General features: G+C 61.1%; 26 protein-coding genes. 10 read left to right on the top strand and 16 right to left on the bottom strand.

The annotated features are described in order from the left end of the window. Positions 1–41 precede the first annotated feature (41 nt). From KO539_RS11820 to KO539_RS11775, 10 genes are all read right to left on the bottom strand, one after another. The gene (locus KO539_RS11820) at positions 42–347 is read right to left on the bottom strand and encodes a hypothetical protein (RefSeq protein WP_219309449.1); all 306 of its coding nucleotides are present in this window, start codon (positions 345–347) and stop codon (positions 42–44) included. A 237-nt stretch (positions 348–584) separates the two neighbouring features. Continuing rightward, positions 585–791, bottom strand: a complete 207-nt coding sequence (locus KO539_RS11815) for a hypothetical protein (RefSeq protein WP_219309447.1) — start codon at positions 789–791, stop codon at positions 585–587. 106 nt (positions 792–897) lie between these two features. Beyond that, a complete protein-coding gene (gene mntP, locus KO539_RS11810) occupies positions 898–1,467 on the bottom strand; it encodes a manganese efflux pump MntP (protein WP_070218395.1) in 570 nt (189 codons plus the stop codon). A 58-nt stretch (positions 1,468–1,525) separates the two neighbouring features. After that, positions 1,526–2,380 carry an undecaprenyl-diphosphate phosphatase gene (locus KO539_RS11805; protein ID WP_176389797.1) on the bottom strand — a complete coding sequence of 285 codons (855 nt, stop codon included), beginning with the start codon at positions 2,378–2,380 and terminating at the stop codon, positions 1,526–1,528. Between the two features lie 94 nt (positions 2,381–2,474). Beyond that, positions 2,475–3,341 (bottom strand): alpha/beta hydrolase, encoded by an 867-nt coding sequence (locus KO539_RS11800; protein ID WP_219309436.1) that lies wholly within the window; start codon positions 3,339–3,341, stop codon positions 2,475–2,477. Positions 3,342–3,426: 85 nt separating this feature from the next. Then, positions 3,427–4,068, bottom strand: coding sequence for a hypothetical protein (locus KO539_RS11795; protein WP_219309427.1), 642 nt, complete (start codon positions 4,066–4,068; stop codon positions 3,427–3,429). A gap of 104 nt (positions 4,069–4,172) precedes the next feature. After that, on the bottom strand, positions 4,173–4,499 hold the full coding sequence (locus tag KO539_RS11790; RefSeq protein WP_219309425.1) for a hypothetical protein: 327 nt from the start codon (positions 4,497–4,499) through the stop codon (positions 4,173–4,175). Positions 4,500–4,524: 25 nt separating this feature from the next. After that, on the bottom strand, positions 4,525–5,211 hold the full coding sequence (locus KO539_RS11785; RefSeq protein ID WP_219309423.1) for a hypothetical protein: 687 nt from the start codon (positions 5,209–5,211) through the stop codon (positions 4,525–4,527). Between the two features lie 102 nt (positions 5,212–5,313). Next, positions 5,314–6,978 (bottom strand): DUF6138 family protein, encoded by a 1,665-nt coding sequence (locus KO539_RS11780; RefSeq protein ID WP_219309421.1) that lies wholly within the window; start codon positions 6,976–6,978, stop codon positions 5,314–5,316. Between the two features lie 112 nt (positions 6,979–7,090). Further along, positions 7,091–7,408 (bottom strand): hypothetical protein, encoded by a 318-nt coding sequence (locus KO539_RS11775; protein ID WP_219309419.1) that lies wholly within the window; start codon positions 7,406–7,408, stop codon positions 7,091–7,093. Positions 7,409–7,573: 165 nt separating this feature from the next. On the opposite strand from KO539_RS11775, the gene KO539_RS11770 reads away from it, so the two are divergent. The 3 genes from KO539_RS11770 to KO539_RS11760 all read left to right on the top strand — a co-directional run bounded on the left by KO539_RS11770 (position 7,574) and on the right by KO539_RS11760 (position 9,617). Continuing rightward, positions 7,574–8,359 carry a hypothetical protein gene (locus KO539_RS11770; RefSeq protein WP_219309417.1) on the top strand — a complete coding sequence of 262 codons (786 nt, stop codon included), beginning with the start codon at positions 7,574–7,576 and terminating at the stop codon, positions 8,357–8,359. After that, the gene (locus KO539_RS11765; protein ID WP_219309415.1) at positions 8,349–8,606 is read left to right on the top strand and encodes a DUF1488 family protein; all 258 of its coding nucleotides are present in this window, start codon (positions 8,349–8,351) and stop codon (positions 8,604–8,606) included. Before KO539_RS11770 ends, KO539_RS11765 begins: the two co-directional genes overlap by 11 nt. 318 nt (positions 8,607–8,924) lie before the next feature. Beyond that, on the top strand, positions 8,925–9,617 hold the full coding sequence (locus tag KO539_RS11760) for a DUF3334 family protein (protein ID WP_219309413.1): 693 nt from the start codon (positions 8,925–8,927) through the stop codon (positions 9,615–9,617). A 59-nt stretch (positions 9,618–9,676) separates the two neighbouring features. On the opposite strand, the gene KO539_RS11755 is transcribed toward KO539_RS11760, so the two are convergent. Together KO539_RS11755 and KO539_RS11750 are read right to left on the bottom strand one after the other, a co-directional pair. Then, positions 9,677–10,123, bottom strand: coding sequence for a GNAT family N-acetyltransferase (locus KO539_RS11755; RefSeq protein WP_219309406.1), 447 nt, complete (start codon positions 10,121–10,123; stop codon positions 9,677–9,679). A gap of 63 nt (positions 10,124–10,186) precedes the next feature. Continuing rightward, positions 10,187–10,855, bottom strand: coding sequence for a hypothetical protein (locus KO539_RS11750; RefSeq protein WP_219309404.1), 669 nt, complete (start codon positions 10,853–10,855; stop codon positions 10,187–10,189). Positions 10,856–10,961: 106 nt separating this feature from the next. Between KO539_RS11750 and KO539_RS11745 the strand changes: the two genes are divergently transcribed. Beyond that, the gene (locus tag KO539_RS11745) at positions 10,962–11,792 is read left to right on the top strand and encodes a restriction endonuclease (RefSeq protein WP_219309402.1); all 831 of its coding nucleotides are present in this window, start codon (positions 10,962–10,964) and stop codon (positions 11,790–11,792) included. Positions 11,793–11,959: 167 nt separating this feature from the next. Here KO539_RS11745 and KO539_RS11740 read toward each other — a convergent pair whose 3' ends face one another. Continuing rightward, complete coding sequence (locus KO539_RS11740) at positions 11,960–12,502, bottom strand: DUF2939 domain-containing protein (protein WP_225241390.1); 543 nt, start codon at positions 12,500–12,502, stop codon at positions 11,960–11,962. Positions 12,503–12,711: 209 nt separating this feature from the next. Here KO539_RS11740 and KO539_RS11735 point away from each other — a divergent pair, with 209 nt between their 5' ends. The 4 genes from KO539_RS11735 (at position 12,712) to KO539_RS11720 (ending at position 17,312) form a co-directional block, all read left to right on the top strand. Beyond that, positions 12,712–14,310: an ABC-F family ATPase gene (locus tag KO539_RS11735; protein ID WP_034756044.1), complete on the top strand. Its 1,599-nt coding sequence runs from the start codon at positions 12,712–12,714 to the stop codon at positions 14,308–14,310. A 241-nt stretch (positions 14,311–14,551) separates the two neighbouring features. Next, positions 14,552–15,685, top strand: a complete 1,134-nt coding sequence (gene nadA, locus KO539_RS11730; RefSeq protein ID WP_035819150.1) for a quinolinate synthase NadA — start codon at positions 14,552–14,554, stop codon at positions 15,683–15,685. After that, complete coding sequence (gene nadC / locus KO539_RS11725) at positions 15,682–16,548, top strand: carboxylating nicotinate-nucleotide diphosphorylase (protein ID WP_219309399.1); 867 nt, start codon at positions 15,682–15,684, stop codon at positions 16,546–16,548. Before nadA ends, nadC begins: the two co-directional genes overlap by 4 nt. Then, positions 16,548–17,312 carry an ABC transporter substrate-binding protein gene (locus tag KO539_RS11720; RefSeq protein WP_219309388.1) on the top strand — a complete coding sequence of 255 codons (765 nt, stop codon included), beginning with the start codon at positions 16,548–16,550 and terminating at the stop codon, positions 17,310–17,312. Before nadC ends, KO539_RS11720 begins: the two co-directional genes overlap by 1 nt. Before the next feature lie 45 nt (positions 17,313–17,357). Here the strand turns inward: KO539_RS11720 and KO539_RS11715 are convergent, their stop codons facing one another. Then, positions 17,358–18,251: a neutral zinc metallopeptidase gene (locus tag KO539_RS11715; protein WP_219309386.1), complete on the bottom strand. Its 894-nt coding sequence runs from the start codon at positions 18,249–18,251 to the stop codon at positions 17,358–17,360. Between the two features lie 165 nt (positions 18,252–18,416). Here KO539_RS11715 and KO539_RS30200 point away from each other — a divergent pair, with 165 nt between their 5' ends. Further along, positions 18,417–19,310, top strand: coding sequence for a GNAT family N-acetyltransferase (locus tag KO539_RS30200; RefSeq protein WP_257626240.1), 894 nt, complete (start codon positions 18,417–18,419; stop codon positions 19,308–19,310). A 9-nt stretch (positions 19,311–19,319) separates the two neighbouring features. On the opposite strand, the gene KO539_RS11700 is transcribed toward KO539_RS30200, so the two are convergent. After that, a complete protein-coding gene (locus KO539_RS11700; RefSeq protein ID WP_035819138.1) occupies positions 19,320–20,018 on the bottom strand; it encodes a DAPG hydrolase family protein in 699 nt (232 codons plus the stop codon). A 107-nt stretch (positions 20,019–20,125) separates the two neighbouring features. On the opposite strand from KO539_RS11700, the gene KO539_RS11695 reads away from it, so the two are divergent. Beyond that, positions 20,126–20,800 carry a TetR/AcrR family transcriptional regulator gene (locus KO539_RS11695; RefSeq protein WP_035819135.1) on the top strand — a complete coding sequence of 225 codons (675 nt, stop codon included), beginning with the start codon at positions 20,126–20,128 and terminating at the stop codon, positions 20,798–20,800. Here the strand turns inward: KO539_RS11695 and KO539_RS11690 are convergent. Continuing rightward, on the bottom strand, positions 20,763–21,443 hold the full coding sequence (locus KO539_RS11690) for a DNA alkylation repair protein (protein WP_219309384.1): 681 nt from the start codon (positions 21,441–21,443) through the stop codon (positions 20,763–20,765). The genes KO539_RS11695 and KO539_RS11690 overlap by 38 nt on opposite strands. Positions 21,444–21,480: the final 37 nt, after the last annotated feature.

Here is a 21,480-nt window from a genome sequence, read left to right as displayed (position 1 = left end):
ATTATACGCGCCGCCAAGGCGTCCGGATGGGCATGCCGGCGTCAGTTGCCGACGAAATCCGGCGGCTGCGGTGCCTGCTTTCCCGCGAGCGGCGCATCAGCCGGCAGCAGCGCCTTGATGGCACCGTTATAGATGAGTTCCTGGGCATACGCCGAGGCCTCGATCAAGGCCGCATGCACGGACTTGAAACTGCTGGGCGTTTCAACCAGCACCGGCTTGGCGTACACCTGCTGCGTATCGCCGCGCTTGCTGATCAAAATCATGCCCCGGTAGCGCCCATCCTTCTCCAGCGCCCCCGTCACATGAAATTCATAGCCCCTGATCTGGTGTTTTTGTCCCTGATCCATGTCTCCCGCCTCCAGACCTGATTGTCGTGGCCCGGACCTTTTTATGCGTATTGAACAGCTGAGTGTTTGATTTGGCTCAAGACCGCCAATTCAAGCAACGGTTCAACTAACGTCTCGACGGCCGCCGCAAGCGTAGCGAGCGGAGGGGATGTGTGGCTGAGAAGCGCAACCGCACTTTGGTGCGGTGAGCATCGCCAGCCGCAAAGCCCCCCGCGCAGTAGCTTGCGGCAGCCGTCATCACCCCGCGCGAATGGCTCGGATCTGCTGGGCGGTTTCCTCGATCTCCCGATACGCTTCCTGGATATAGCCATTGATCGGATGCTCATCCATCCACTCGAAATAGGCGCGCTCGTCGTGTTTGATGGCAAATGGGATGTGGTGGTCGCGTATCGATTCAGCCGTTTCGCGCACCAGCGAGGCAAAAAGCAGCTCAAGAGTTTCCATGATGGTCACCTTGCGAGACAGGAATGCAGAGCCTTGAATGTAGCACAAAGCGCGTCGCCAGCCACGCTGCTGCCTGTGGCGTGCGCGCCCGTTGCCCGGCCCGTCATCAGGCCGGATGGCCGATATGCTCGTACAGGATCACGCAGCCGATGACGATCAGCACCAGGCCGCCCACCAGTTCGGCGCGCCGGCCCGCCACCGTGCCCAGCACGCGGCCCAGCATCACGCCCAGGGTCACCATGACGAAGGTGGAAAAACCGATGGCGGCGGCAGTCACGACAATATTTGCGCCCAGCAAGGCCAGGCCAGCGCCCACCACCATGGCGTCGATGCTGGTGGCCAGGCCCGTCACGGCCAGCACCCAGAACGAGTGCGACTGGGCCGGCGCCTCTTCCTCGTCGGCATCGGACAGCGCGTTGCGTATCATCAGCAAGCCGATGATGCCCAGCAGGCTGAAGGCGATCCAGTGGTCCCACGCTTCCACGTAAGGTGCGGCCACGCTGCCCAGGGCCCAGCCGATGATGGGGGTGATGGCTTCGATGACGCCAAAGATCAGGCCCGTGCGCAGCGCCTCGCGCCATTGCGGCTTGTGCAGGGCGGCGCCCTTGCCCACGGCGGCCGCGAAGGCGTCGGTGGACATGGCAAGCGAGAGGGCGGCGGTGGCGGCGAAATTCATCGTTGGCTTTCAGTAGAACCTGGCTGGGATGTGTGTATAAACTGCAAACCCGGCGATTTTACCCCAGGTACAGCACTACCAAGGAGGCCAGCAGGCAATACGCGCCAAAGAAATGCCAGCGCCCTTGCTCGAGCCAGCGTGACAGCCAGCGCAGGGCCAGCAAGCCGGCCAGGAAGGACAGCAGCATGCCCAGCAGGCTGGGGCCGAGCAGGTGCAGCAGGCTGTTGCCGTGTTCCAGATGGTCCAGGCTGCCATTTGCCACGGCCTGGTAAAAGCGCCAGCCTTCCTTGACCAGCACGGCCGGGGTCAGCACGACGGCCAGGGCAAAGCTGAATTCCTCGGCGCGGCGCTGCGGAACGCCCATGGCGATGCCGGCGGAAATGGTGGCGCCCGAGCGGGAAAAGCCGCGGAAAGGCAGGCACAGGCCTTGCACGGCGCCGATCACCATCGCCTTGCCGATGGACAAGGTGCCATGCTGGCGCGCCTGCAGGCGCGACGACACAATGATCAGCACGCCGGCGGCAGCCAGCGCGGCGGCCATCAGCTTCGCGTTGCCAAACAGGTGTTCGATTTCAAAACCGGGCGCATCCTTGCTCATGACGTGCGTAATGCCCTTCAGCAATCCGAAGCCGACGATGCCCGTCAGGGCCGTGGCGGCCGCGAGCAGCAGGACATTGCTGCGGAAGGCGCTGGCCGAACTGAAATACGTGGCGCGCCAGGATTTCCAGAAATACACGATGACGGCGAACATGGTGCCCGTATGCAGCATCACCAGCAGCATGGTCAGCTCCGGCGAGGTGGGATCGAGGCCCATCCATTTTTCCGCCATGATGACGTGGGCGGAACTGGATACGGGCAGCAGCTCGGCGAAGCCCTGGACGATGGAAAGTATAAATAATTGCAAGAAGCTCATGGGTATCGGACTCGGGCGGGGAAAGCAGGGCCGCCGATTTTACCCGCCCGGTCCTGCGGCTACGTCCCTCGCCAGATTACAGTTTGTCCATGTTTTATTGCCCAGCCGGCGCCTGCGGCTTGAAAACGCTGCGGAACGCCTTCAGGGCTGCCGGGTGATAGATCGTGCCGTGGGTTTCTTCCGGCATCTTTTCCAAATGCCATTGCAGGCCGCGCGGTGCCTGTTTCTCCAGCACGTCGGACAGGCGCTGCACTTCGATGGCGATGCCCGCTTCGCTGCTGGACGCCAGATACAGGCTGTGCTTGCCTGGTTTGCCCTTGGCTATCAGCCCTGCCGCCTGGCGCGGCAGGGCGCCGTGGTTCCACCACAGGCTGGGGTCGAAGGCCAGGTAATGGTCGAACAGCTGCGGTTCCAGCAGATAGGTTTCCACCACGAACAGGCCGGCCAGCGATTCGCCGACGATGGCCGTTTCGCCCGTCGTGCGGTAGCGGCGCTTGACTTCCGGCATCAGTTCGTCGCGGATGAAGGCCCGGTAGGCGGACGCGCCACCCACGACGGGGGCGATCTTGCGGTCTTCGGCGCTGTCCGTCGGGCCCGTCAAATCGCGCCGGCGCTGCGTGTTTTGCATGCCGACCAGCATGAAAGGGCGCATCGTGCCATTCGCTACCGACACTTGCAGCAAGCCGGCCACGTGCAAAAAATCTTCCGCGACGCCGCCGTCCGGCATGTACAGCACGGGCAGCGGTGCATCGGGCGGCGTATCCCAGGCGCGCGCCATGTACACATTGATGTGGCGCTTTTCTTTCAGCGCCAGCGAATCGATGCTGAAACTTTCGCCGATGACGAGCGGCGTGGCCGCGCTGGAGGAAGCGGTGGCGGCGGGCGCGGCATTGGCGAGGTGGAAGGGGCTGGACAGCAGCAGGGCGGCGGCGAGGTGCAGTGCAAGGCAGGAGCGGCGCATGGTTTCCCGTGATAAGTAGTGGAAAGATGGCATGTACGTGTATGGACGTGCCATCGGGCAATTCTATCTTATCTTTGATGCAGCATTACTTGATCGTCAAGAGTTTCCGCTCGCGCACGATACCGGCCTTGTCGATCGTGTAGGCGACCAGCAGGGCGCCATCCTCGGCGCAGGCATGGCAGGTGATCAGGGGCGTGGAAAACAGCACGCTCTGGCCGCCATCGCTGGTCGCCGTGCTGCCGACGAAGTCGGCGGGCGCAAACGGGACAGCGTCCGGATGGGCGGCGGCAAACGCGCGCCAGGCCGGCGTGGCGCGGTCTTCCTCGCTCACGGAGCCTTCGTCGACGTCGATGGCGGCGCCATCGCTGCCGATCAGCAAGGTGCCTTCATTCGTGTTGGCGCGGAATGGATAGGTGACGGTGGCCAGGGCCGCCTTGCCCAGCGGGCGCCAGGCGGAGATGAAGCCGGCGTTGTTTGCCTTCACCAGCATCCTGGCGGCGGCGATGGCTTGCGGACGCGCACCGCTGCGCTGCATGGTGCGCAACAGGCACACGTCGGGTGCGGTGGAAGATTGTTCGCTGCGGCAAGCCGATAGCGAGCGTTCCTGCCACACGGCGCGCGCATCGATGGGGCCGATGTGCTGGGGGCTGGCCGCCTGCGCGCTTGCCAGAGCCGAGAAAGCAAGTATGGCGCAGCCAAATACATGGCGGGAAAACTGTGTGGGCATGGGGAACTTTCTGTAGCGGAAACAATAGAGCCTCCGATTATAGGAGGGGGCCGGCGAGCTTGCCCACACGAAACGGCCTTGCTGGCAGCCGGCTTGCGCCTCGATCAGCGCTTTTTTGCCGCTGCCTGGCGCAAGGCCTTCGCTTCCTGCTTGTTGGGGATGTGCGGGCGCGTGGCCAGCTCCGCCTTGACGGCGGCGATGGCGGCGCCGAATAGCTGTTCAGCCTGCTCAACGCTGGCGCCCGCATAGTGCTGCTGGTTGGATTGGGCGGCACGCAGCCGGCGCAGCAGTGCCAGCAATTGCTTGCCGTGCAGGGCAGGCAAGTCCTGCGCCAGCACTTGCGCGCCCAGTGTGACCTCCACATGCTCGGGGGCGAGCAGGTGCAGCAAGGCCAGGCCTGCGGGCTGTGGTACGGGTATCAACTTATCCATCCGACCATTCTAAACGAGGTCAGGATTACAGGTAATCCCAGATTTCATCGAAGGTTTCGCGCGCGAAATCGTTGCGCCACGCTTCCGAGTTCTTTTCGCGGCTGACGCCAAACACGGCGCGCCACGTCTGCTTCGGCGAGCTCGTGTAGGTTGCGGCGATCTTTTGCAGGCCAGCCTTGCATTGCTCGACCTTGCAGCCGCTCTTCGCCAGTTGCTGGGCGGCAGGTGCCCATGCCACAGGCACCTTGACGACCTGGCATTCGAAGCTGACGGCGGCTGTCTGCATGCCGTTTTCCACCGTCACCGGGTCCGCCTTGGTGGCCTGGCAGGCGGCGCCATTCTTGGCGGCGATGACGTTCGCGGCCAGCTGTTCGGCGGCCGGCGTCAGGGCTGCGCGCATGGTCGCGGGGAACAGGTCGGCGATCAGTTTGCCCGTTTGCGTTGGGAATTTGGCATCCGCTTCCTTCAAGCCGCTGTACGACGCGTATTCGGCGCTTTGATGGCCCGCCAGGCGGGTCGGGCGCAGGTAGGCGTTGAGTTTGGCGACGCTGGCTTCATCCTGGTTGATGATGGTCTTGATGTACAGATTGGCTACGTCCAGCGGAGCCAGTTCCACGGCGTCGGCGGCGATGGCGGGCTGGGCCAGCGCCACGGCGGCGGCCATGCTTGCCGCCAGCAGGGCGGTGCGCGAGCTTACTTGTGTTTGTTGCATGTATTTTCTCCACGATTCAATGTAGGCGCCAAAAGATGCTTTAAAGAAATTTTGGCGCCCGCATTATAAATGGTGAAAGTCATAACGTTGCACACATTAGGCTTACGCCTTGCTGGCCGCTTCAAGCAAAGCCAGCAGCAGCTCCTTGCGCCGGCCTTGCGCCTTGCGCGCCAGGGTGGCCAGTTTTTCCAGCTTGCCCCAGACCGGATACAGCATGTGTTCCACCTGATAGTCTTCCAGTCCTTGCAGTTGCTGGCAGAACAGTTCCAGTTTCTCGACATCTTCCAGTTCCGCCTGGATTTTCACTTTGGCGTTATCCGTGCATGCGCGCAGGCAGGCCGCCAGCACGGGAACGGAGTCTGGCGTGACGCCATGCTTTTCAGCGAAGGCCGCCGTGAACTGATCCTGCACGCACTGATGTTCCTCGTCGACGTTCGCCATGTAGTGCTGCACCAGCGGAAAATAGCGAGCGTCGAGCAAGCCCAGCCCAAATGTGGCGTAGCTGCCTGGCATGCAGTTCTTTTCGCCTTCCGTATCGGCATAAAATTCGAATTGCTCGATGGCGGCGCGCGCATACGCTTCCAGCTGCGGCTGCAGGGCGGGCCAGGCGAGGGCGTTGGCAAAGAAGCGGTGCGTGTCGGATTTCGCCAGTCCCTTGAGCGGCAGATATGCCTTGACCTTCGATTTGAGCTTGATCTGGTAGCTTTTCGGAAAGCCGTTGTTCAGCAAATGCGTGACGAACGCCAGCGCCTGCGCATACGCGTCTTCCTCTTCCTGGACGATGGAGATGTTGATCGTGGCAAACACATCGTTGGCGCGGCATTCCAGCTGGGCATTTTTCAGGTGGATGGCGTCGGGCGCGAAAGTGCCGCTGCCTTCCTTGAGCATGCGCACGGCCCGTTCGCTGCCCAGTTCGCGCGCGATTTCCAGGAATTTCAGGCCCGTCGATTTGGCGTAGCTCGGTTCGTGGCGCAATATCATCACGGCGCCATACAGCAGCAAGTCGATCGGCGCCAGCACCTGCGCGTCTGGCGCCGCATCCGGCTTCAGGGTGTATTCCGCGCTGCGGTAGCTCGATTTCTGCACGTCATAGAACTGCGGCAGGAACTGCTTTTCCGCCCAGCCCGACACGGCCTGGATGATATCGCTGCGGTGTTCGGCCAGCGCTTGCGGCCGTGACTTGTTCAGTTGCTCGATGCGCTCGAATAGGGCGATCGTCCAGGCGATATCGGGCTGTGGAAACAGGTGGGGATCGAGCAGGTGGCGCGCCAGGAAAAACGTTTCCAGTTTTTTTGTCGGCCGCTTGCCGTGCTCGAGTTTTTGCGTGACGTAAGTATGTATGCGTTCGAGCAGGGTTTGGCGCTTGCCTTCGTTGACGTATTCCAGCAAGGTCAGGTGCAGCTTGCCCTGCGCCGTCTGGAATTTGCCGCGCAAGGTGAAGCGGTAGTCGATCATCGGCGTGTCCACCAGCGGTGCCAGACGGGCTTGCACCAGCGCCGTCAGCTGCGGCGCGATCAAGTCGCGCACTTGCGCATCGTCGAGGCGCGCCGGCGTGCGGGGCCGCACGTCGGCGTCCAAGCCCAGATCGATATCGTCGGCGGTGGTGCGGCCCGGTTTGTAATCGAGCAATAAGTCATTGAAGACACCGATTTGCAAGGTGGTCCGGTTCACGGCCTCTTCCAGGTCGGTGCGCTTCAGTCGCTCATCGAACCAGGCGTGGATGGCCGCCGTCATTTCTTGTGTTGCCTGCTCTAACAGTGTGCTCATTGACTTCCTTGCATTGCGCGCGGCAGCGCCATCGGTTGCCGTCACGATCATGTTTAATATAAAGCACTATTTTAGGTGGCCGGACCTGATCGCAACAAGGGCCGCACGGTTGTCAGGAGGGGGCGGTGAGGAAGCGCGCGTCGATTTCGTTGGACTGCGGTCCCACGGTGATCGTGGTATGCCAGCCGGAAGGCTTGTCGTTGCCATCAAACAAGGCGATGCGCGTGTGGACAAACAGGACCGAATACACGCCGGATTTCATGTCGCGGTTCAAGTCCCAGTGCATGAGTTCGATCGCTTCGCCCATGCGCGGCAGATGGGCGCCCGGCGGCAGCAGAATGTTCTGATTGATGAATTCCCTGCTCGGACCCGGTTCCTTGTGGCGCGGATCGATGTAACGGAACGAGACGCTGGTAACGATGTTGCTCATGCATGGCTCCTGCCTGGTGATGTATCCGATGACAATAGCACAGGGCATGGTCGGCGCGTGCACGGCGCCGGCACGCGCGCAAATGTGTACGGTAACAGACGGTAGCTTGCGTGTGCTACCGGTAGTCTTGTTGCTTGTCACTCATTATAGATTGCAGGAAACGTCATGATGCATTTATTCCTAGCGGAAAATCGCGCCGAGCTTGAGCGCCGTTGTCGCGAAAACGTCGCCAAGAGACCTCTGCGCTTGCCGACCGAGCGTCAGTTGCAACATGGCGTTCCCATCTTTCTCGATCAGCTGATCCGTACCCTGAGGGCGGAAGAAGCCGGCAAGATGGCGCAAAGCCTGGTCATTTCCGGTCCCGCCGATGGCAGTGCGCATGGCACATCGGAACTGGCCCACAGTGCAATGACGCACGGCGGGCAATTGCTGGCGCTCGGCTATTCGATCAGCCAGGTAGTGCACGACTATGGCGAGCTGTGCCAGGCTGTCAGCGATCTTGCCGTGGTCATGGAGGAGCCGTTCGCCGTCGAGGAATTCAGAACGCTGAACCGCTGCCTCGACAACGGCATCGCCGAAGCCGTGTCCGAATTTATCCAGCGGCGCGATGTGCTGGTCGCCAATGAACAGGCATTGGCACTGAACCAGCGCATCGGTCACTTTACCCATGAACTGCGCAATCACCTGGGAACGGCCAGCCTCGCCGTCGCGGCGCTCAAGCACGTTGGCATGGGTCTGTCGGGCGCGACTGGTGCCGTGCTCGACCGCAGTCTGGTGGGCTTGCGTACCCTGGCGGTGGGCGTCTCAAGCGCGAGGTGGAGGATAATGGCGCCGGCCTGCCGCCGGAGGCTGCGGACGATATTGCTGTGTCTTCATCATCGACCTGCCACAGCATGCCGATCCTGCGCCCACGTTTGCCACATGAACGGGAGCCACGGCCATGCCCTATGAAATCCTGCGCGACAGCATCGCGCTCGAGCAGGCGGGTGACGCCATCCGTTTCCATTTGACTGTTTTCGGGGCGGAAAAGACCTGCCGCATCACCGTCACCGCATTGCACAGCCTGGACCAGGGACAGGGCGGCGACTTGCTGGCCATCTTCGACACCCACCGCCTGCGCATCGGCCAGCGTGCCTTCGCGTACCTGAGCCGCGATCTGCTGGTCAGCGCCGTGGTCTTGCGTGCACTTGATTTCTAGTCACTTTTTCCTGTACCGATGCCCGTGTCCTGGCCAGGTATGGTATTTCCGCACAGATCGTCAAGTAAATGCAGGTATGGCTGGACGGAAATGTTACATCTGGGTATTCTGCGCATGATACTTATTTCTATACAGTTATTTCTATACAGAAAAAGGTAAGAGGGCGATTCGTGCCGGCGGGAACGCGGCGCGCGCTGCCACGCAAGGTCAGGCATGCAAAGGTGAAGTCGTCCGCCTGCTGAGCGAAACGGTCATGTTTCGGCTCGCGGCGGGCAGGGAACGGTGCTGTCATCTTTAAAATAGTAGGAGAGGTTGCTCATGGATGCAGAAAAGGATGTTGTGTACGGTACAGAAGATTTGTTGATGAGTTTGTGCAACTCGGTGGTTCGGGTGCTCAACGTTGCAACACAAAGTAAAGTCAATTATTCAGGCATGGTGCAGCGCATTACGAAGACTGGCCTGAAGCCGGACATCGGCTGTTTCGTCATGTTTGATGGTGGTTTCACGGGCCTGGTCGTGCTCAATTTTGCCGCCGATACGGCGATGGAAATCTACGAGCGCTACATGTTGCACATGGGTATGCCGAAGTCGGAGCTGGCCAACTTCTACACGTCGGACGAAGTGTCGAACATCATGGGCGAGCTGATGAACCAGATCGTGGGCGACTTCACGGGCAAGGTGCGGCGCGAGCTGCAAACGAACATCACCCAGAGCCAGCCGAAGATGCTGGTGCTGAACAAGCAGGTGATGCTTAGCGTCGACACGCCGCTGGACCGCCCGGAAATGCGCCGCGTCACTTTCTATACGGAAAAGAACAATATTTTCTATCTGGAACTGGCGATCGACCGTACCGAGTTCATCAAGTTGCACGATTTCGATTCGCGCGAAGTCGACGCCGACTCGCTGATGGATGGCGAATTCGCGAACCGCGAACGGGACGCCGCGCCAGCGCCTGCGGCGGAACCGGAAGACGACGACAACGCCGACCTGCTCAAATCGCTGGGCATGTAAGCCGATGTCGCTGACAATGGCTGGCGACAAGTTTACCGTCAGCCATTGTCGCATGCAGCCTACAAGGTCTTGCTCATGAATACCCGGCTCGTGCCTTCCGGGCTGCAGGCGATGTCGCCGAAGCGGCGCCAGCCGTGCCGCTCGTAAAATTCGGGCGCCTGGAAACTGATGGTGTACAGTACCGCCGAAGCGCAGCCGCGCCGGCGTCCTTCCTCTTCGAACTGCGCCAGTATCTGGCTGCCCAGTCCCCGCCCCCGCAAGGCGGCGGGCAAATAAAACAAATCGAGAAACAGCAGGCCCAGCGAGGTCCGGCCCATGGCGCCGCCCAGCACACGCTGGCTGTCGTGGTCGCGCACGACCACGCTCAATACCTGCCTGTCGCTATAGCCGGTGATGGTATCGTTGTAGGCGTTCAAGCCCTCGAGGATGGTTTGCTCGGCCTCCGCGTCGATCGTGGCGCTGACGCAGATGGTGTAGGGTAAGTCCTTGTGCGAATGTGCAGGCATACTGGGCAGGATAATAGTAAGTAACTGTATAAATATACAGTATTTCCCCTGTTCTCGCCCGTCTTATTGCGGCAATATCAATGTTTCCATCCGGCGTATGCCGACCATGCCCCTTTGCTGGCTGGCATCGAGCGACCAGTACTCGAGCGCATACGCATAGCTGCCATTGATGATGGTCAGCGATTCCTTCTGGCGTCCGTTGGGCGCCTTGTAATACAGGCGCCGCGCGGGCCTGCCGTCGACCGTGTGCTTGAACGACTGCGCCGACATACGGGCGCGCTTGCCCGTCTTGCCCGCCATCGACATGGCCGTGATCGTCACATAGGCCCGGTCCGGGCAGCGGGCCAGCAGGTGCGCGCCGCTGAGGATGGCGGGCTGCGCTTGTTCCAGCGGGAAACCGAACGGCTGCACGCCGACGATATCGTGACACCCCATCTGCTGCGCCAGGCCGGTCAAAGCGACCGGATCGAGCGCGCTGGTATAGTGTTTTTCAGCGGCCTGCGCCTGGCCCAGCGCCAGGCGGCGCTCCAGTTCGGCCAGCGAAATGTCGCTGGGCACGGGCAGCGGCGCGGGGGCGTCGGGATCGGCGGCCGTGGATGTTTCCGCCTGCATGCGCGCGGCAACGGAGTGGCTGCGCTCGGCGGCAGCAATCCCATCGTGGGCTGGGGTGGATAGCGCGGCGCAGGCAAGGCTGGTCGCCATGGTCAGTATAAAAGCATGTTTTGTGAGCATACAGCCTCATGAAGTTGAGCTGGTGCGTCAATTAGTTCTGCGCAGCAGCATGGATTAAGATTATATGCGTTCTGGCTTTGAGTGAAGTAAGGCATGTTAAAAAGGAATGAATTTAATGAAAAATGGAGCGAGTTTTGAAAGCTATGTCCACTTTGTATATCAGTCCATCTTAAACCTTAGAGGTGAGCGTATCCAGGTTTCAAAAAACACGAAGTTTAGGGTGGGTGAGCATGAATCTTATGAGATCGATATTTACTATGAATTCATTCACGCCGGAGTGCGACATCGCGTCGCTATTGAATGTAAGGATTGGAAGAAACCTGTCGACCAAGGACAGGTTTTACTCTTTCATCAGAAGATAAAAAATATTGGTGACGAATTAGTGGGCGTTTTTATATCAAAGAAAGGGTATCAGTCCGGAGCAATTGATGTTGGCAGCCGGCATGGAATCCTCATGCTCACGGAGAAAGATCTCCCTACGCTTGGACAGTTGGTTGGTAAACGGATCTTAGCGGCATTCATCCCTGAGGAAAATTGCGTTGGGGAGCCATTTTGGTATATTGCCGTACTTGATCAACACAACCAAGCTCCGGATGGTGACTTCTATGCCTTTCCTGAAAGTTTTCCCGTAAAACTGCCATTATTTATATCAAAGAAACATGCCGATGCGTACTTGGAATTGCTTCCGAATAGAAATGAACTAAAAGTCTACGGTATGCCGCAATATAAGTTGCGAGGTTTTCTTGCAGCCGCATTATTGCGCAACATGCCAATCGGACTTGTCATAGACCCTCCGGAGGCTGATGGCAAGCTGTGCCTACATCCAACCGATGCGGAAAGTATCAACCGTGATTTTTTAATGGAGCCGATCGTGCGGCCAGTAGAGCCGAAGGGGCTTCATCGATGGATTGCGATGTTGCGCCCGAATCGCCACTAAGCTTTTCTCCTCCCTTGTTGCTATCTTAATTGCATGAATTCAACATTGGGGATATTAATTATGTGCGATACCAATCTATTGAAGTTGCTTTTTTGAAGTTGAGAAATGGAAGTGAGATCAGCCGCAGTTATTGTTGTGATCGTGCCCAGCCTTCTTTACCTCCTCAGTCACTTTCCAGCCATCGCCGACGCAATCTCGATTGAACTGAGTTTCCAGCCCCATACGCCATGGCGCAGCAGGACCAGTGCGCCGTCCTGCGCATTACCGTCTTTTGCACGCACGACAAAGGTGTTCACGCCAGCATAGCCTGCCGAATACTCGGCCTTTTTCTGCGCGCCATCGGCGGGCGCGTCCGCCGTGTCGCTTGCTTGCGGACTGACGGCGCTCTTGTTGACCAGCGCGACGACGCCTGCCGGTGAAACCATGGTATCGACCATCTTGCCCAGCATGGCACTGGCAATCGACTGGCCCAGGGCGGCGAGCGGGTTGCCGCTGCCGGCAGTCGCTTCGATGCTGCGCGCCATGCTGGCCTCCAGCTGCGTCTTGACGCTGGCGCGCAAGGCGGGGAAGTCCACGTGTGCGGCCAGGGCTTCGGCGTTGCGTTCGGCCAGCGCAGCCTTGATCTGGTGCAAGGCGTAGTAGGGCGAGGCATAGGCGGTGGCGGCGATGGCAACGGCGGCCAGAGCGGCGGCGATGGTGATTTTTTTCAAGTGAGGCCTGTAAGGTGGAGGGAGAAAACGGATGCCGCGCAGCGTATCTGCTAAATGGGAATACGGCAATCGTATTTTCTTGCCATTATTTCTTTGCATTGATTTCCAACGTCCTGGCTGGCCCCCTATAGAGGGAAGAGGGTGGGTGCTGTATAATGGGTGCAAAGTACCTAACTAGCTGTTTTAACTGAATAAAGACCCAATATCACATGCTATCTACAGCAAATATTACGATGCAGTTTGGCGCCAAGCCATTGTTTGAGAATATCTCCGTCAAGTTCGGCGACGGCAACCGCTATGGTTTGATCGGCGCGAACGGCTGCGGCAAGTCGACGTTCATGAAGATCCTGGGCGGCGATCTGGACCCGTCGGGCGGCAACGTCATGCTCGATACCAACGAACGCCTGGGCAAGCTGCGCCAGGACCAGTTTGCCTTTGAAGATATGCGCGTCCTCGACGTCGTCATGATGGGCCACACGGAAATGTGGGCCGCCATCCAGCAACGCGACGCGATCTACGCGAACCCGGAAGCGACGGACGACGACTACATGCAGGCCGCCGAGCTGGAAGGCAAGGTCTCCGAATACGACGGCTACACGGCTGAATCGCGCGCCGGCGAACTGCTGCTGGGCGCCGGTGTCGCCATCGACCTGCATCAAGGCCCGATGAGCAATGTCTCGCCAGGCTGGAAGCTGCGCGTGCTGCTGGCGCAGGCGCTGTTCTCGAACCCGGACATCCTGCTGCTCGACGAGCCGACGAATAACCTCGATATCAACACGATTCGCTGGCTGGAAGACGTGCTCAACGAGCGCAACTCCACCATGATCATCATTTCCCATGATCGCCACTTCCTGAACCAGGTCTGCACCCACGTGGCCGACATGGACTACGGCACCCTGAAGATTTACCCAGGCAACTACGACGAATACATGTTCGCCTCGACCCAGGCGCGCAATCAGCAACTGGCCAACAACGCGAAAGCGAAAGACAAGGTTGCCGAGCTGCAGGAATTCGTGCGCCGCTTCGCCGCGAACAAGTCGAAGGCCCGCCAGGCCACGTCGCGCGCCAAGCAGATCGAAAAGATCAAGGTCGACGACATCAAGCCATCGTCGCGCGCCTATCCGTTCGTGCGTTTCGACGGCGAAAAGAAATTGCACCGCCTGGCTGTGGAAGTCGAGAACATCTCGAAAGGCTTTGACCGCCAGCTGTTCAAGAACTTCAGCATCATGGTCGAGGCGGGCGAACGCATCGCCATCATCGGCGCCAACGGCGCCGGCAAGACCACCATGCTGCGCTGCATCGCGGGCGACATCGCCGGCTTGCAGCCTGACCAGGGCCGCGTGAAGTGGGCGGAAAACGCCAACGTGGGCTACATGCCGCAAGATCCGACGGAAGATTTCGCCAAGGACACGAACCTGACCGACTGGATCGGCCAGTGGACGAAAGAGGGCGACGACGACCAGGCCGTGCGTTCCATCCTGGGCCGCTTGCTGTTCGGCGGCGACGATGTCAAGAAGGCCGTCAAGGTACTGTCCGGTGGTGAAAAAGGCCGCATGATGTACGGCAAGCTGATGCTGGGCCGCCACAACGTGCTGATGCTCGATGAGCCGACCAACCACATGGACATGGAATCGATCGAATCGCTGAACATCGCGCTGGAAAAATACGCTGGCACCCTGATCTTTGTGTCGCATGACCGCGAATTCGTTTCTTCGCTGGCGAACCGCATCATCGAGATCAAGGAAGATGAAGTGGTCGATTACCGCGGCAATTACGAAGACTATTTGAAGAGCCAGGGTATTGATTAATTTGTAGGGTAACGTTGCGTCGGATTACGCGCTGTGCGCTAATCCGACCTACGTCAGGTTGAGTTGGTCGCGTAGGTCGGATTAGCGGGGCCGCCGAGGTGGAGCGTAATCCGACAATCCAAGCCGGCGTTGCCAACCGCCAGCCACCCAGCACCACACCGACGCGCCGCGGTCCTTTCGTTCCGGCGCACCTGCTTTATTGCAATCGTGCCGGTCTATCCCGTTTTTGTTTGACACAGCCATGCAAACTTTAGCCATCAAATCCGTCGAGTACGAACATCCACAAGACGGAGCCAGCTGCACTGCCCACGCCTGGGCACGCACGCCAGCGACGCCTTCCCCGGCTGAAAAAGCCGAACTGATCACGCGTATCAAGCGCCTGCTGATCGAGCGCGAAGCCGTGCTCGTTGCCCACTACTACGTTGATGCTGACCTGCAAGACCTGGCCGAAGCCACGGGCGGCTGCGTCTCCGACTCGCTGGAAATGGCCCGCTTCGGGCGCGACCATCCGGCCAAGACCCTGGTCGTGGCCGGCGTGCGCTTCATGGGCGAAACGGCAAAGATCCTCAGTCCCGAGAAAACCGTGCTGATGCCCGACCTCGACGCGACCTGTTCGCTCGACCTCGGCTGCCCGGCCGACGAATTCACGGCCTTCTGCGACGCCCACCCTGACCGCACGGTCGTCGTCTACGCCAACACCAGCGCGGCCGTCAAGGCGCGCGCGGACTGGATGGTGACGTCGTCCATCGGACTCGATATCGTTGCCCACCTGCATGCGCAGGGCAAGAAAATCCTGTGGGCGCCCGACAAGCACCTGGGCGGGTATATTCAAAAGCAGACGGGTGCCGACATGCTGCTGTGGCAGGGTAGCTGCCTCGTGCATGACGAATTCAAGGGCATCGAACTCGATTTGCTCAAGGAAGAGTATCCGCAAGCCAAGGTGCTCGTGCATCCGGAGTCGCCCGCGAACGTGGTGGCGCTGGCCGATATGGTCGGTTCCACGTCGCAAATGATTGCGGCAGCGCAAACCATGGACACGGACACCTTCATTGTCGCCACCGACAACGGCATCCTGCACAAGATGCGCGCGGCTGCGCCTGGCAAACGTTTCATCGAAGCGCCCACGGCCGGCAACAGCGCCACGTGCAAAAGCTGCGCGCACTGCCCGTGGATGGCCATGAACGGCTTGCTGAACCTGGCGCAAACGCTGGAAAACATGCATAACGAAATCCACGTCGATCCCGCCGTCGGCCAGCTGGCCGTGCGCTCGATCAATCGCATGCTCGACTTCGCCGCCGCCAAGAAGGCGGGCCTCAAGCCGGGTGCGGACCTGGCAAAAGAAACCACATTGTTCCAAGGAATCGGTCCAGCATGAGTACCCTCGTTAATTCTTTCGCTCCTTTCGATGCGGCCCTGGCGCGCGCGTTCGAAGGCAATTTGCTGGCCGCCTTGCTGGAAGACGTGGGCCAGTGCGACCTGACGGGCGAGCTGGTGCCGCCCGACCATATCGTCACGGCACGTGTCATCGTGCGCGAAGCGGCCGTGCTGTGCGGCGCGCCGTGGTTCGAAGGCATCATGAAAAGCCTGGACCGCAGCATCGACATCGTTTGGCATTACGCCGAAGGCGACCTGATGACGGCCGACAGCGTCGTCTGCACGATTCAAGCGCCGGCGCGCGCCTTGCTCACGGCCGAGCGCAGCGCCCTCAATTTCCTGCAGTTGCTGTCGGCCGTGGCTACGGCCACGCGCCAGTATGTCGATGTGGTCGCCGGCACCAAGGCGTCCATTTTAGATACGCGCAAGACCTTGCCTGGCCTGCGCCTGGCGCAAAAGTATGCGGTGCGCGTCGGCGGCGGCAAGAATCAGCGCCTGGCCCTGTACGACGGCATTTTGATCAAGGAAAACCATATCGCGGCCGCGGGCGGCGTCAGCCAGGCCCTGGAAAACGCGCGCAACCTCGACGCGGGCGTGCCCGTGCAAATCGAGGTGGAAACCCTGGCGCAATTGCAAGAAGCGCTGGATGCGGGCGCCGTCTCCGTGCTGCTCGATAACTTCAGCAACGACATGATGCGCGAGGCCGTGGCCATCACCAACGGCCGCGCCTTGCTGGAAGCGTCCGGCGGCATCAACGTCGACACCGTGCGCGCCATTGCCGAAACGGGCGTGGACCGCATCTCGATCGGCAGCCTGACCAAGGATGTGCGGGCTACCGATTACTCCTTGCGCATCGTCGGCTGATGAAAAAAGCAGGGCGGCGCCTGCTGGCCCTGGCGCTGCTGTGGCCGGCGCTGCTTGTGCCATCGCAGGCGCCAGCCCGGGAGCTGCTGGCCGTGGGCGCGCAGTTCGAGCGCGTGTTCGAGTATCAAAACAGCGGTGAATATGGCGGACTGGGCGCGGAACTGCTGCGCCTGATGGCGGCGCGCACGGGTCACACCGTGCGTTTTCGCATGGTACCGTGGGCGCGCGCGCAAGCCATGCTGGTGCAGGGCCAGGCCGATATCCTGATCGGCCCCTACAAAACCCCCGAGCGTATCGCCAGCATGGCGTTTTCCGACAAGCCTTTTTACCAGGACCAGATGGTGTTTTATACGCGCCAGGACGCCAGCTTCGGCTGGGATGGCGACTACGCGGTGCTGAAGAACCGCCGGGTGGTGCTGCTCAATGGCTGGGCCTATGGCGCGGACTGGGAGCGCGTGCGGCCCGGCTTGCAGGCCAGCGTGGCCAACAACGTGGAAAATGGTTTGAAGATGCTGGTGCACAACCACGTCGACGTGTTCGTCAGCAACCGCCGCAATACCGATCCCGTCATCGCCCGTCTGGGCTACGGCCGCCAGGTGAAACCTCTGCCCAAAGTCATCGAGATACAAAACGGCTATTTCGCCTTCCCCCGTTCGCCCACTTTCGACAAGCTGCGCCTGCAGTTCGACCAGGAACTGAACAGCCTGATCGAGACGGGCGAGCTGAAACGACTGGGCAAGCGCTACGACGTCGGCGTGCCCTGATGGATGCGCATGCCGGCCCGCGCGGGGCGGCATGCGTGGATTCATTTACAGCTGGCGCGCCTCGAACGTATTGCACTGGGCAATCTGGCCGCTTTCAATGCCCTTGGTAAACCAGCGCACGCGCTGTTCCGAGGTGCCGTGCGTAAACGAGTCGGGCACGACGTGGCCTTGCGCCTGGCGCTGCAGCGCATCGTCGCCGATGGCCGTGGCCGCTTTCAGGGCCGCTTCCACGTCGCCCTGTTCCAGGATCTTGCGGTCGGCGTTCGCGTGGAAGGCCCACACGCCGGCAAAGCAGTCGGCCTGCAATTCCAGGCGCACGGACATGGCGTTGGCCTGGCGCTCCGATTGCGTGCGGCGCGCCTTGTCGACCTTCTCGGACAAGCCCATCAGGTTTTGCACGTGGTGGCCCACTTCATGCGCGATCACGTAGGCTTCGGCAAACTCGCCCGACACCTTGAAGCGTTGCTGCATCAGATTGAAAAAATCGAGGTCCAGGTAGACTTTTTGGTCGCCGGGGCAGTAGAACGGCCCGCTGGCGCTCTGGCCCGTGCCGCAGGCGGTCGGAATGCTGCCCGAGAACAACACCAGCTTGGGTTTCACATAGCTGCCGCCCTCGGCCTTGAACAGGGCGCCCCACGTGTCTTCCGTATCGGCCAGCACGGTTTTCACGAAACGGGCCATGTCGTCCGATTCCGGCGGCTGGCGCGCCGGTGCCTGGCTTTGCTGGGTGCTGATCTGGCCGCCACCGCCGCTGAGCAGGTTCAGCAAGGTCAAGGGATTGACGCCCAGCACATATGAACCGACGAGGGCGATGACGATGGTGCCGATGCCGATCGAGCGCCCGCCAAAACCAAAGCCGCCGCCACCGCCGCTCCCACCACCGTCTTCGCCACGGCGATCTTCCACATTGTCGCTTTCGCGATTGCCTTCCCATTTCATGATATCTACTCCTGCTGCGATTTGCGATTGATTGGTGACGCCGCAAGATGTCTCTTGCGGTGAATCTTATAACGAATCTTACGATTATCGCAGCAAACTGCGCCGCGACAGGAGCGACAGTGTTACGCTTTGCAACTTTCCAACCACATCACAACAGGTGCACGCATGGCGCTTGCCAACGATACACTTATTTCGCCAACGGCGGTGGTCCAGGCCCAACTGGACGCCTACAACGCCCACGACGTGCCGGCCTTGCTGGCCATCTACGCCGATGACGCACAGCAATTCCAGCATCCCGATACCTTGCTGGCGCAAGGCAGCGCGCAGATCGGCCCCCGTTTCACGGCACGTTTCGCCGCCAGCCGGCCGCGGGCGCAGTTGCTCAACCGCATAGCCTGCGGCAAGCTGGTGATCGACCATGAAATCGTCCACGGCGACACGGACGATGGCGTGTCGGCCCAGGAACTGGTGGCGACGTATGAAGTGGAGCAGGGCCGCATCAGCCGTGCCTGGTTCAGCTTTGGCGCTTTGAGCCGCTTGCGCGTGGCACTGCCGGCCGATGTACCCGCCATGAATGCGCTGATCGCCCGTTCCGGCGTGGAACTGAGCGCGGGATTTTATACGCAGGAACAGGCCGAGTCCGTCACGCGCCACGTGTTCGGCGTCGATACGCAGCTCGTTGCCGACCGGACGTATTTCGTCATCGAACGCGATGGCGCCATGCTGGCCTGCGGCGGCTGGAGCCTGCGCGCCACCCTGTATGGCGCCGACCGCGCCAAGAGCGGGCCGGACCCGCTGCTCGATCCGGCCAGCCAGCCGGGCCGCATCCGCGCCTTCTTTGTGGAGCCCAACGCCGCGCGCCAGGGACTGGGCAGCATGCTGATGCGCCATTGCGAACGGCAGGCCCTGGCCGCCGGTTTTACCGCCCTGGAACTGGCCGCCACCTTGCCCGGCGTGCCGCTGTACCTGGCCAGCGGCTTTGCCGTGACGGAAGAGTTTCATCTGGATTTGCCCGATGACATCAAACTGCCGCTGGCGCGCATGCACAAGCAGTTGTAAAACCATGTTTTACCAGGGCAGCGGCGCCTTTTCCCCGTTGGCGTGCTCGCCGTAGTATAGCGACGGCAGGAAGCGCGACAGATAGGTAAATTCGCTGTAGCAATGGCGCAGCAAATTGAGGCCCAGCACGTCGGGCACGTCGCGCACGGGATTCAGGCTATTGCGGCCCAGCAAGAAGCGGCTGCGCAGCACGCAGCCCGTGGGCGTGTCGCGCGTCAGGTGCAGCATTTCGCCATCGAGCGGATCGCCCTGCGGGTCCAGCTGTACATGTTCGCCAAAGCCGATGCGCGCGCAGATGGCGGCCGACAGGGCGCCGCTGTCCTGGGCCTGTTGCAGTTGCGCCGGATCAAATACTTCCTTCGGGTCATGGAACTTCAGCTTGGCTTTCACGGGCGGAATGTCGCCCAGCGATTCCACCGCCTCGATCGAGGCGCCGTAGTAATTTGCTCCCTTTTTCCACGCGCTGTTCCAGCCGTGATGGGCCACGTGATCGTGCGGGTGCCACCATTTGATGTGCTGCGTCGTCTCGAAAAACGTGAACCACCAGTCCAGCATGCGCCCGCTGCAGCCGTGCAGTTCCGTGCGCGCCGCCACCAGCAGGCAACCGTCGGGCAGGCGCGTGATGCCCGTTTCCAGGTGCAGGGGAAACGGGTCGAGCAAGTCGCCCGTGTTGGTGATGCTCCATGGGAATTCAATATGCTGCGTCATGTCCTTCTCCTTTGTTGGGGTGAGCCAATTATATATTAAAGAAACGTAAAGCGTTTCCAAAATATGTTTCAGTGTAAAATTGCTTATCGATCAAGCTGGGAGATGGCATGCAGGAAGAAGAGAGCAAGGCTGTGCGCGGACGGGGCCGTCCGGCGCGGCCGCCCGGGGAAGCGCGCGAGGCGGCCGTGCAGGCGGCCACCTGGCTGCTGCTGCAGGAAGGCTATGCGGCCACGACGATGGAAGCGGTGGCGCGCCACGCGGGTATGGCCAAGAAGTCGCTGTATCAGTACGCGGCCAACCGCGAGGAACTGGTCGCTCTGGTGGTGCGCGGCTGGACGGACGCCTTTTTGCCGGCCATGGCGCACGATGCGACCGCGCCCGCTGAGGTCTTGCCGTTATTGAAGGAGGTCTTGCAGACGATGGCGGCGCGCGTGCTGACGGCGGACGCCGTGGGCCTGTTCCGCCTGCTGTGCACGGAGTTTCCTGCGCGCGCCGATTTACTTGCCGTGTATCAGCGCAACGGCATCGAGCGGGGCACGGCCATGCTGGCCGAGTGGCTGCAGCGCCAAGCCACGCGGGGCCACGTGATGCTCGGCGATGCGTCGGAGCTGGCCGGCTTGCTGCTGGCGATGGTGATTGCTGAGCCCCTGCGGCAGATGGCGCTGGGTTTGCTGGCGCCCGTGCCGGCCTGGGATGCCGGCCCCCGCATCGACGCCGCCCTGCGTCTGCTGGGTGGATCGGCGTTCAAGGTGGCTGGTGCTTCAGCGCTTCGCGGTAGCTGAGTGCCGACAGTTGCTGGCGGTGCGCGTTGGCAAACGCCGTCACGGCCTCGGGCGCGTGGCGCGCATAATCGCGCAGGGCCCAGCCGATGGCCTTGCGGATGAAAAACTCGTCTTCATGGGCCAGCGCGAGGGCCGCGTCAAATAGCCAGCCGGCATCCGTGTCGGCGCGCCAGCCCAGCTGGTGCAGCATGGCGATGCGGCGCAGCCAGAAGTCTTGGTGGCGCAGCGCGTCATCCATGTGCGCATGGCCGTCGCCGCCGCGCTGGTGCGCCGCCTGCAACACCTCGCCGATGATGCCCGCCATGCCATCGACGCTGTCCCACCAGGCCCTTTGGCGCGCCAGTGCCAGCAGGGCGGGGAGGTGGCAGGCATCCAGTTGCCGCCGGTGCAGGGCCAACATGTCGAGCGCCACGTGCTGGTATTCGCGCTGCGGCTGCTGCCACAGCCGTTGCGCGTGTTCCAGCAAGGTCCCGGCATCAATGCCCTTCAAGCCCGCCAGCAAGCCCCTGGCGGCCATCCGCCGCTGCGGCGCGGCCACGCCAAGGAATATGAACTGGTCGCGCATGTAAGCCTGCATGGGCCCGGCACGAGCCGGGTCGGAGGCCGCTTCCAGCGCGATTTTTAATTCTTGATGTAGATTCATGGCATCTCCAGGCGTAAAAAAGGCGCTCCGTGGAGCG

Origin of the sequence: Janthinobacterium sp. NKUCC06_STL (genome assembly GCF_019345455.1) — a bacterium.
Classification (GTDB): domain Bacteria; phylum Pseudomonadota; class Gammaproteobacteria; order Burkholderiales; family Burkholderiaceae_D; genus Janthinobacterium; species Janthinobacterium rivuli.
This window is presented reverse-complemented; position numbering and strand designations above follow the sequence as displayed.

Coding starts and splice junctions, on each gene's coding strand:
- KO539_RS11770 (WP_219309417.1), top strand. CDS start 7,574: ATGATGCATTTATTCCTAGCGGAAAATCGCGCCGAGCTTGAGCGCCGT.
- nadC (WP_219309399.1), top strand. CDS start 15,682: ATGAGTACCCTCGTTAATTCTTTCGCTCCTTTCGATGCGGCCCTGGCG.
- KO539_RS11690 (WP_219309384.1), bottom strand. CDS start 21,443: ATGAATCTACATCAAGAATTAAAAATCGCGCTGGAAGCGGCCTCCGAC.
- KO539_RS11780 (WP_219309421.1), bottom strand. CDS start 6,978: ATGAGCACACTGTTAGAGCAGGCAACACAAGAAATGACGGCGGCCATC.
- mntP (WP_070218395.1), bottom strand. CDS start 1,467: ATGAATTTCGCCGCCACCGCCGCCCTCTCGCTTGCCATGTCCACCGAC.
- KO539_RS11785 (WP_219309423.1), bottom strand. CDS start 5,211: ATGCAACAAACACAAGTAAGCTCGCGCACCGCCCTGCTGGCGGCAAGC.
- KO539_RS11775 (WP_219309419.1), bottom strand. CDS start 7,408: ATGAGCAACATCGTTACCAGCGTCTCGTTCCGTTACATCGATCCGCGC.
- KO539_RS11735 (WP_034756044.1), top strand. CDS start 12,712: ATGCTATCTACAGCAAATATTACGATGCAGTTTGGCGCCAAGCCATTG.
- KO539_RS11760 (WP_219309413.1), top strand. CDS start 8,925: ATGGATGCAGAAAAGGATGTTGTGTACGGTACAGAAGATTTGTTGATG.
- KO539_RS11820 (WP_219309449.1), bottom strand. CDS start 347: ATGGATCAGGGACAAAAACACCAGATCAGGGGCTATGAATTTCATGTG.
- KO539_RS11745 (WP_219309402.1), top strand. CDS start 10,962: ATGAATTTAATGAAAAATGGAGCGAGTTTTGAAAGCTATGTCCACTTT.
- KO539_RS11695 (WP_035819135.1), top strand. CDS start 20,126: ATGCAGGAAGAAGAGAGCAAGGCTGTGCGCGGACGGGGCCGTCCGGCG.
- KO539_RS11700 (WP_035819138.1), bottom strand. CDS start 20,018: ATGACGCAGCATATTGAATTCCCATGGAGCATCACCAACACGGGCGAC.
- KO539_RS11800 (WP_219309436.1), bottom strand. CDS start 3,341: ATGCGCCGCTCCTGCCTTGCACTGCACCTCGCCGCCGCCCTGCTGCTG.
- KO539_RS11715 (WP_219309386.1), bottom strand. CDS start 18,251: ATGAAATGGGAAGGCAATCGCGAAAGCGACAATGTGGAAGATCGCCGT.
- nadA (WP_035819150.1), top strand. CDS start 14,552: ATGCAAACTTTAGCCATCAAATCCGTCGAGTACGAACATCCACAAGAC.
- KO539_RS11790 (WP_219309425.1), bottom strand. CDS start 4,499: ATGGATAAGTTGATACCCGTACCACAGCCCGCAGGCCTGGCCTTGCTG.
- KO539_RS11720 (WP_219309388.1), top strand. CDS start 16,548: ATGAAAAAAGCAGGGCGGCGCCTGCTGGCCCTGGCGCTGCTGTGGCCG.
- KO539_RS11805 (WP_176389797.1), bottom strand. CDS start 2,380: ATGAGCTTCTTGCAATTATTTATACTTTCCATCGTCCAGGGCTTCGCC.
- KO539_RS11795 (WP_219309427.1), bottom strand. CDS start 4,068: ATGCCCACACAGTTTTCCCGCCATGTATTTGGCTGCGCCATACTTGCT.
- KO539_RS11755 (WP_219309406.1), bottom strand. CDS start 10,123: ATGCCTGCACATTCGCACAAGGACTTACCCTACACCATCTGCGTCAGC.
- KO539_RS30200 (WP_257626240.1), top strand. CDS start 18,417: ATGGCGCTTGCCAACGATACACTTATTTCGCCAACGGCGGTGGTCCAG.
- KO539_RS11815 (WP_219309447.1), bottom strand. CDS start 791: ATGGAAACTCTTGAGCTGCTTTTTGCCTCGCTGGTGCGCGAAACGGCT.
- KO539_RS11750 (WP_219309404.1), bottom strand. CDS start 10,855: ATGCTCACAAAACATGCTTTTATACTGACCATGGCGACCAGCCTTGCC.
- KO539_RS11765 (WP_219309415.1), top strand. CDS start 8,349: ATGCCCTATGAAATCCTGCGCGACAGCATCGCGCTCGAGCAGGCGGGT.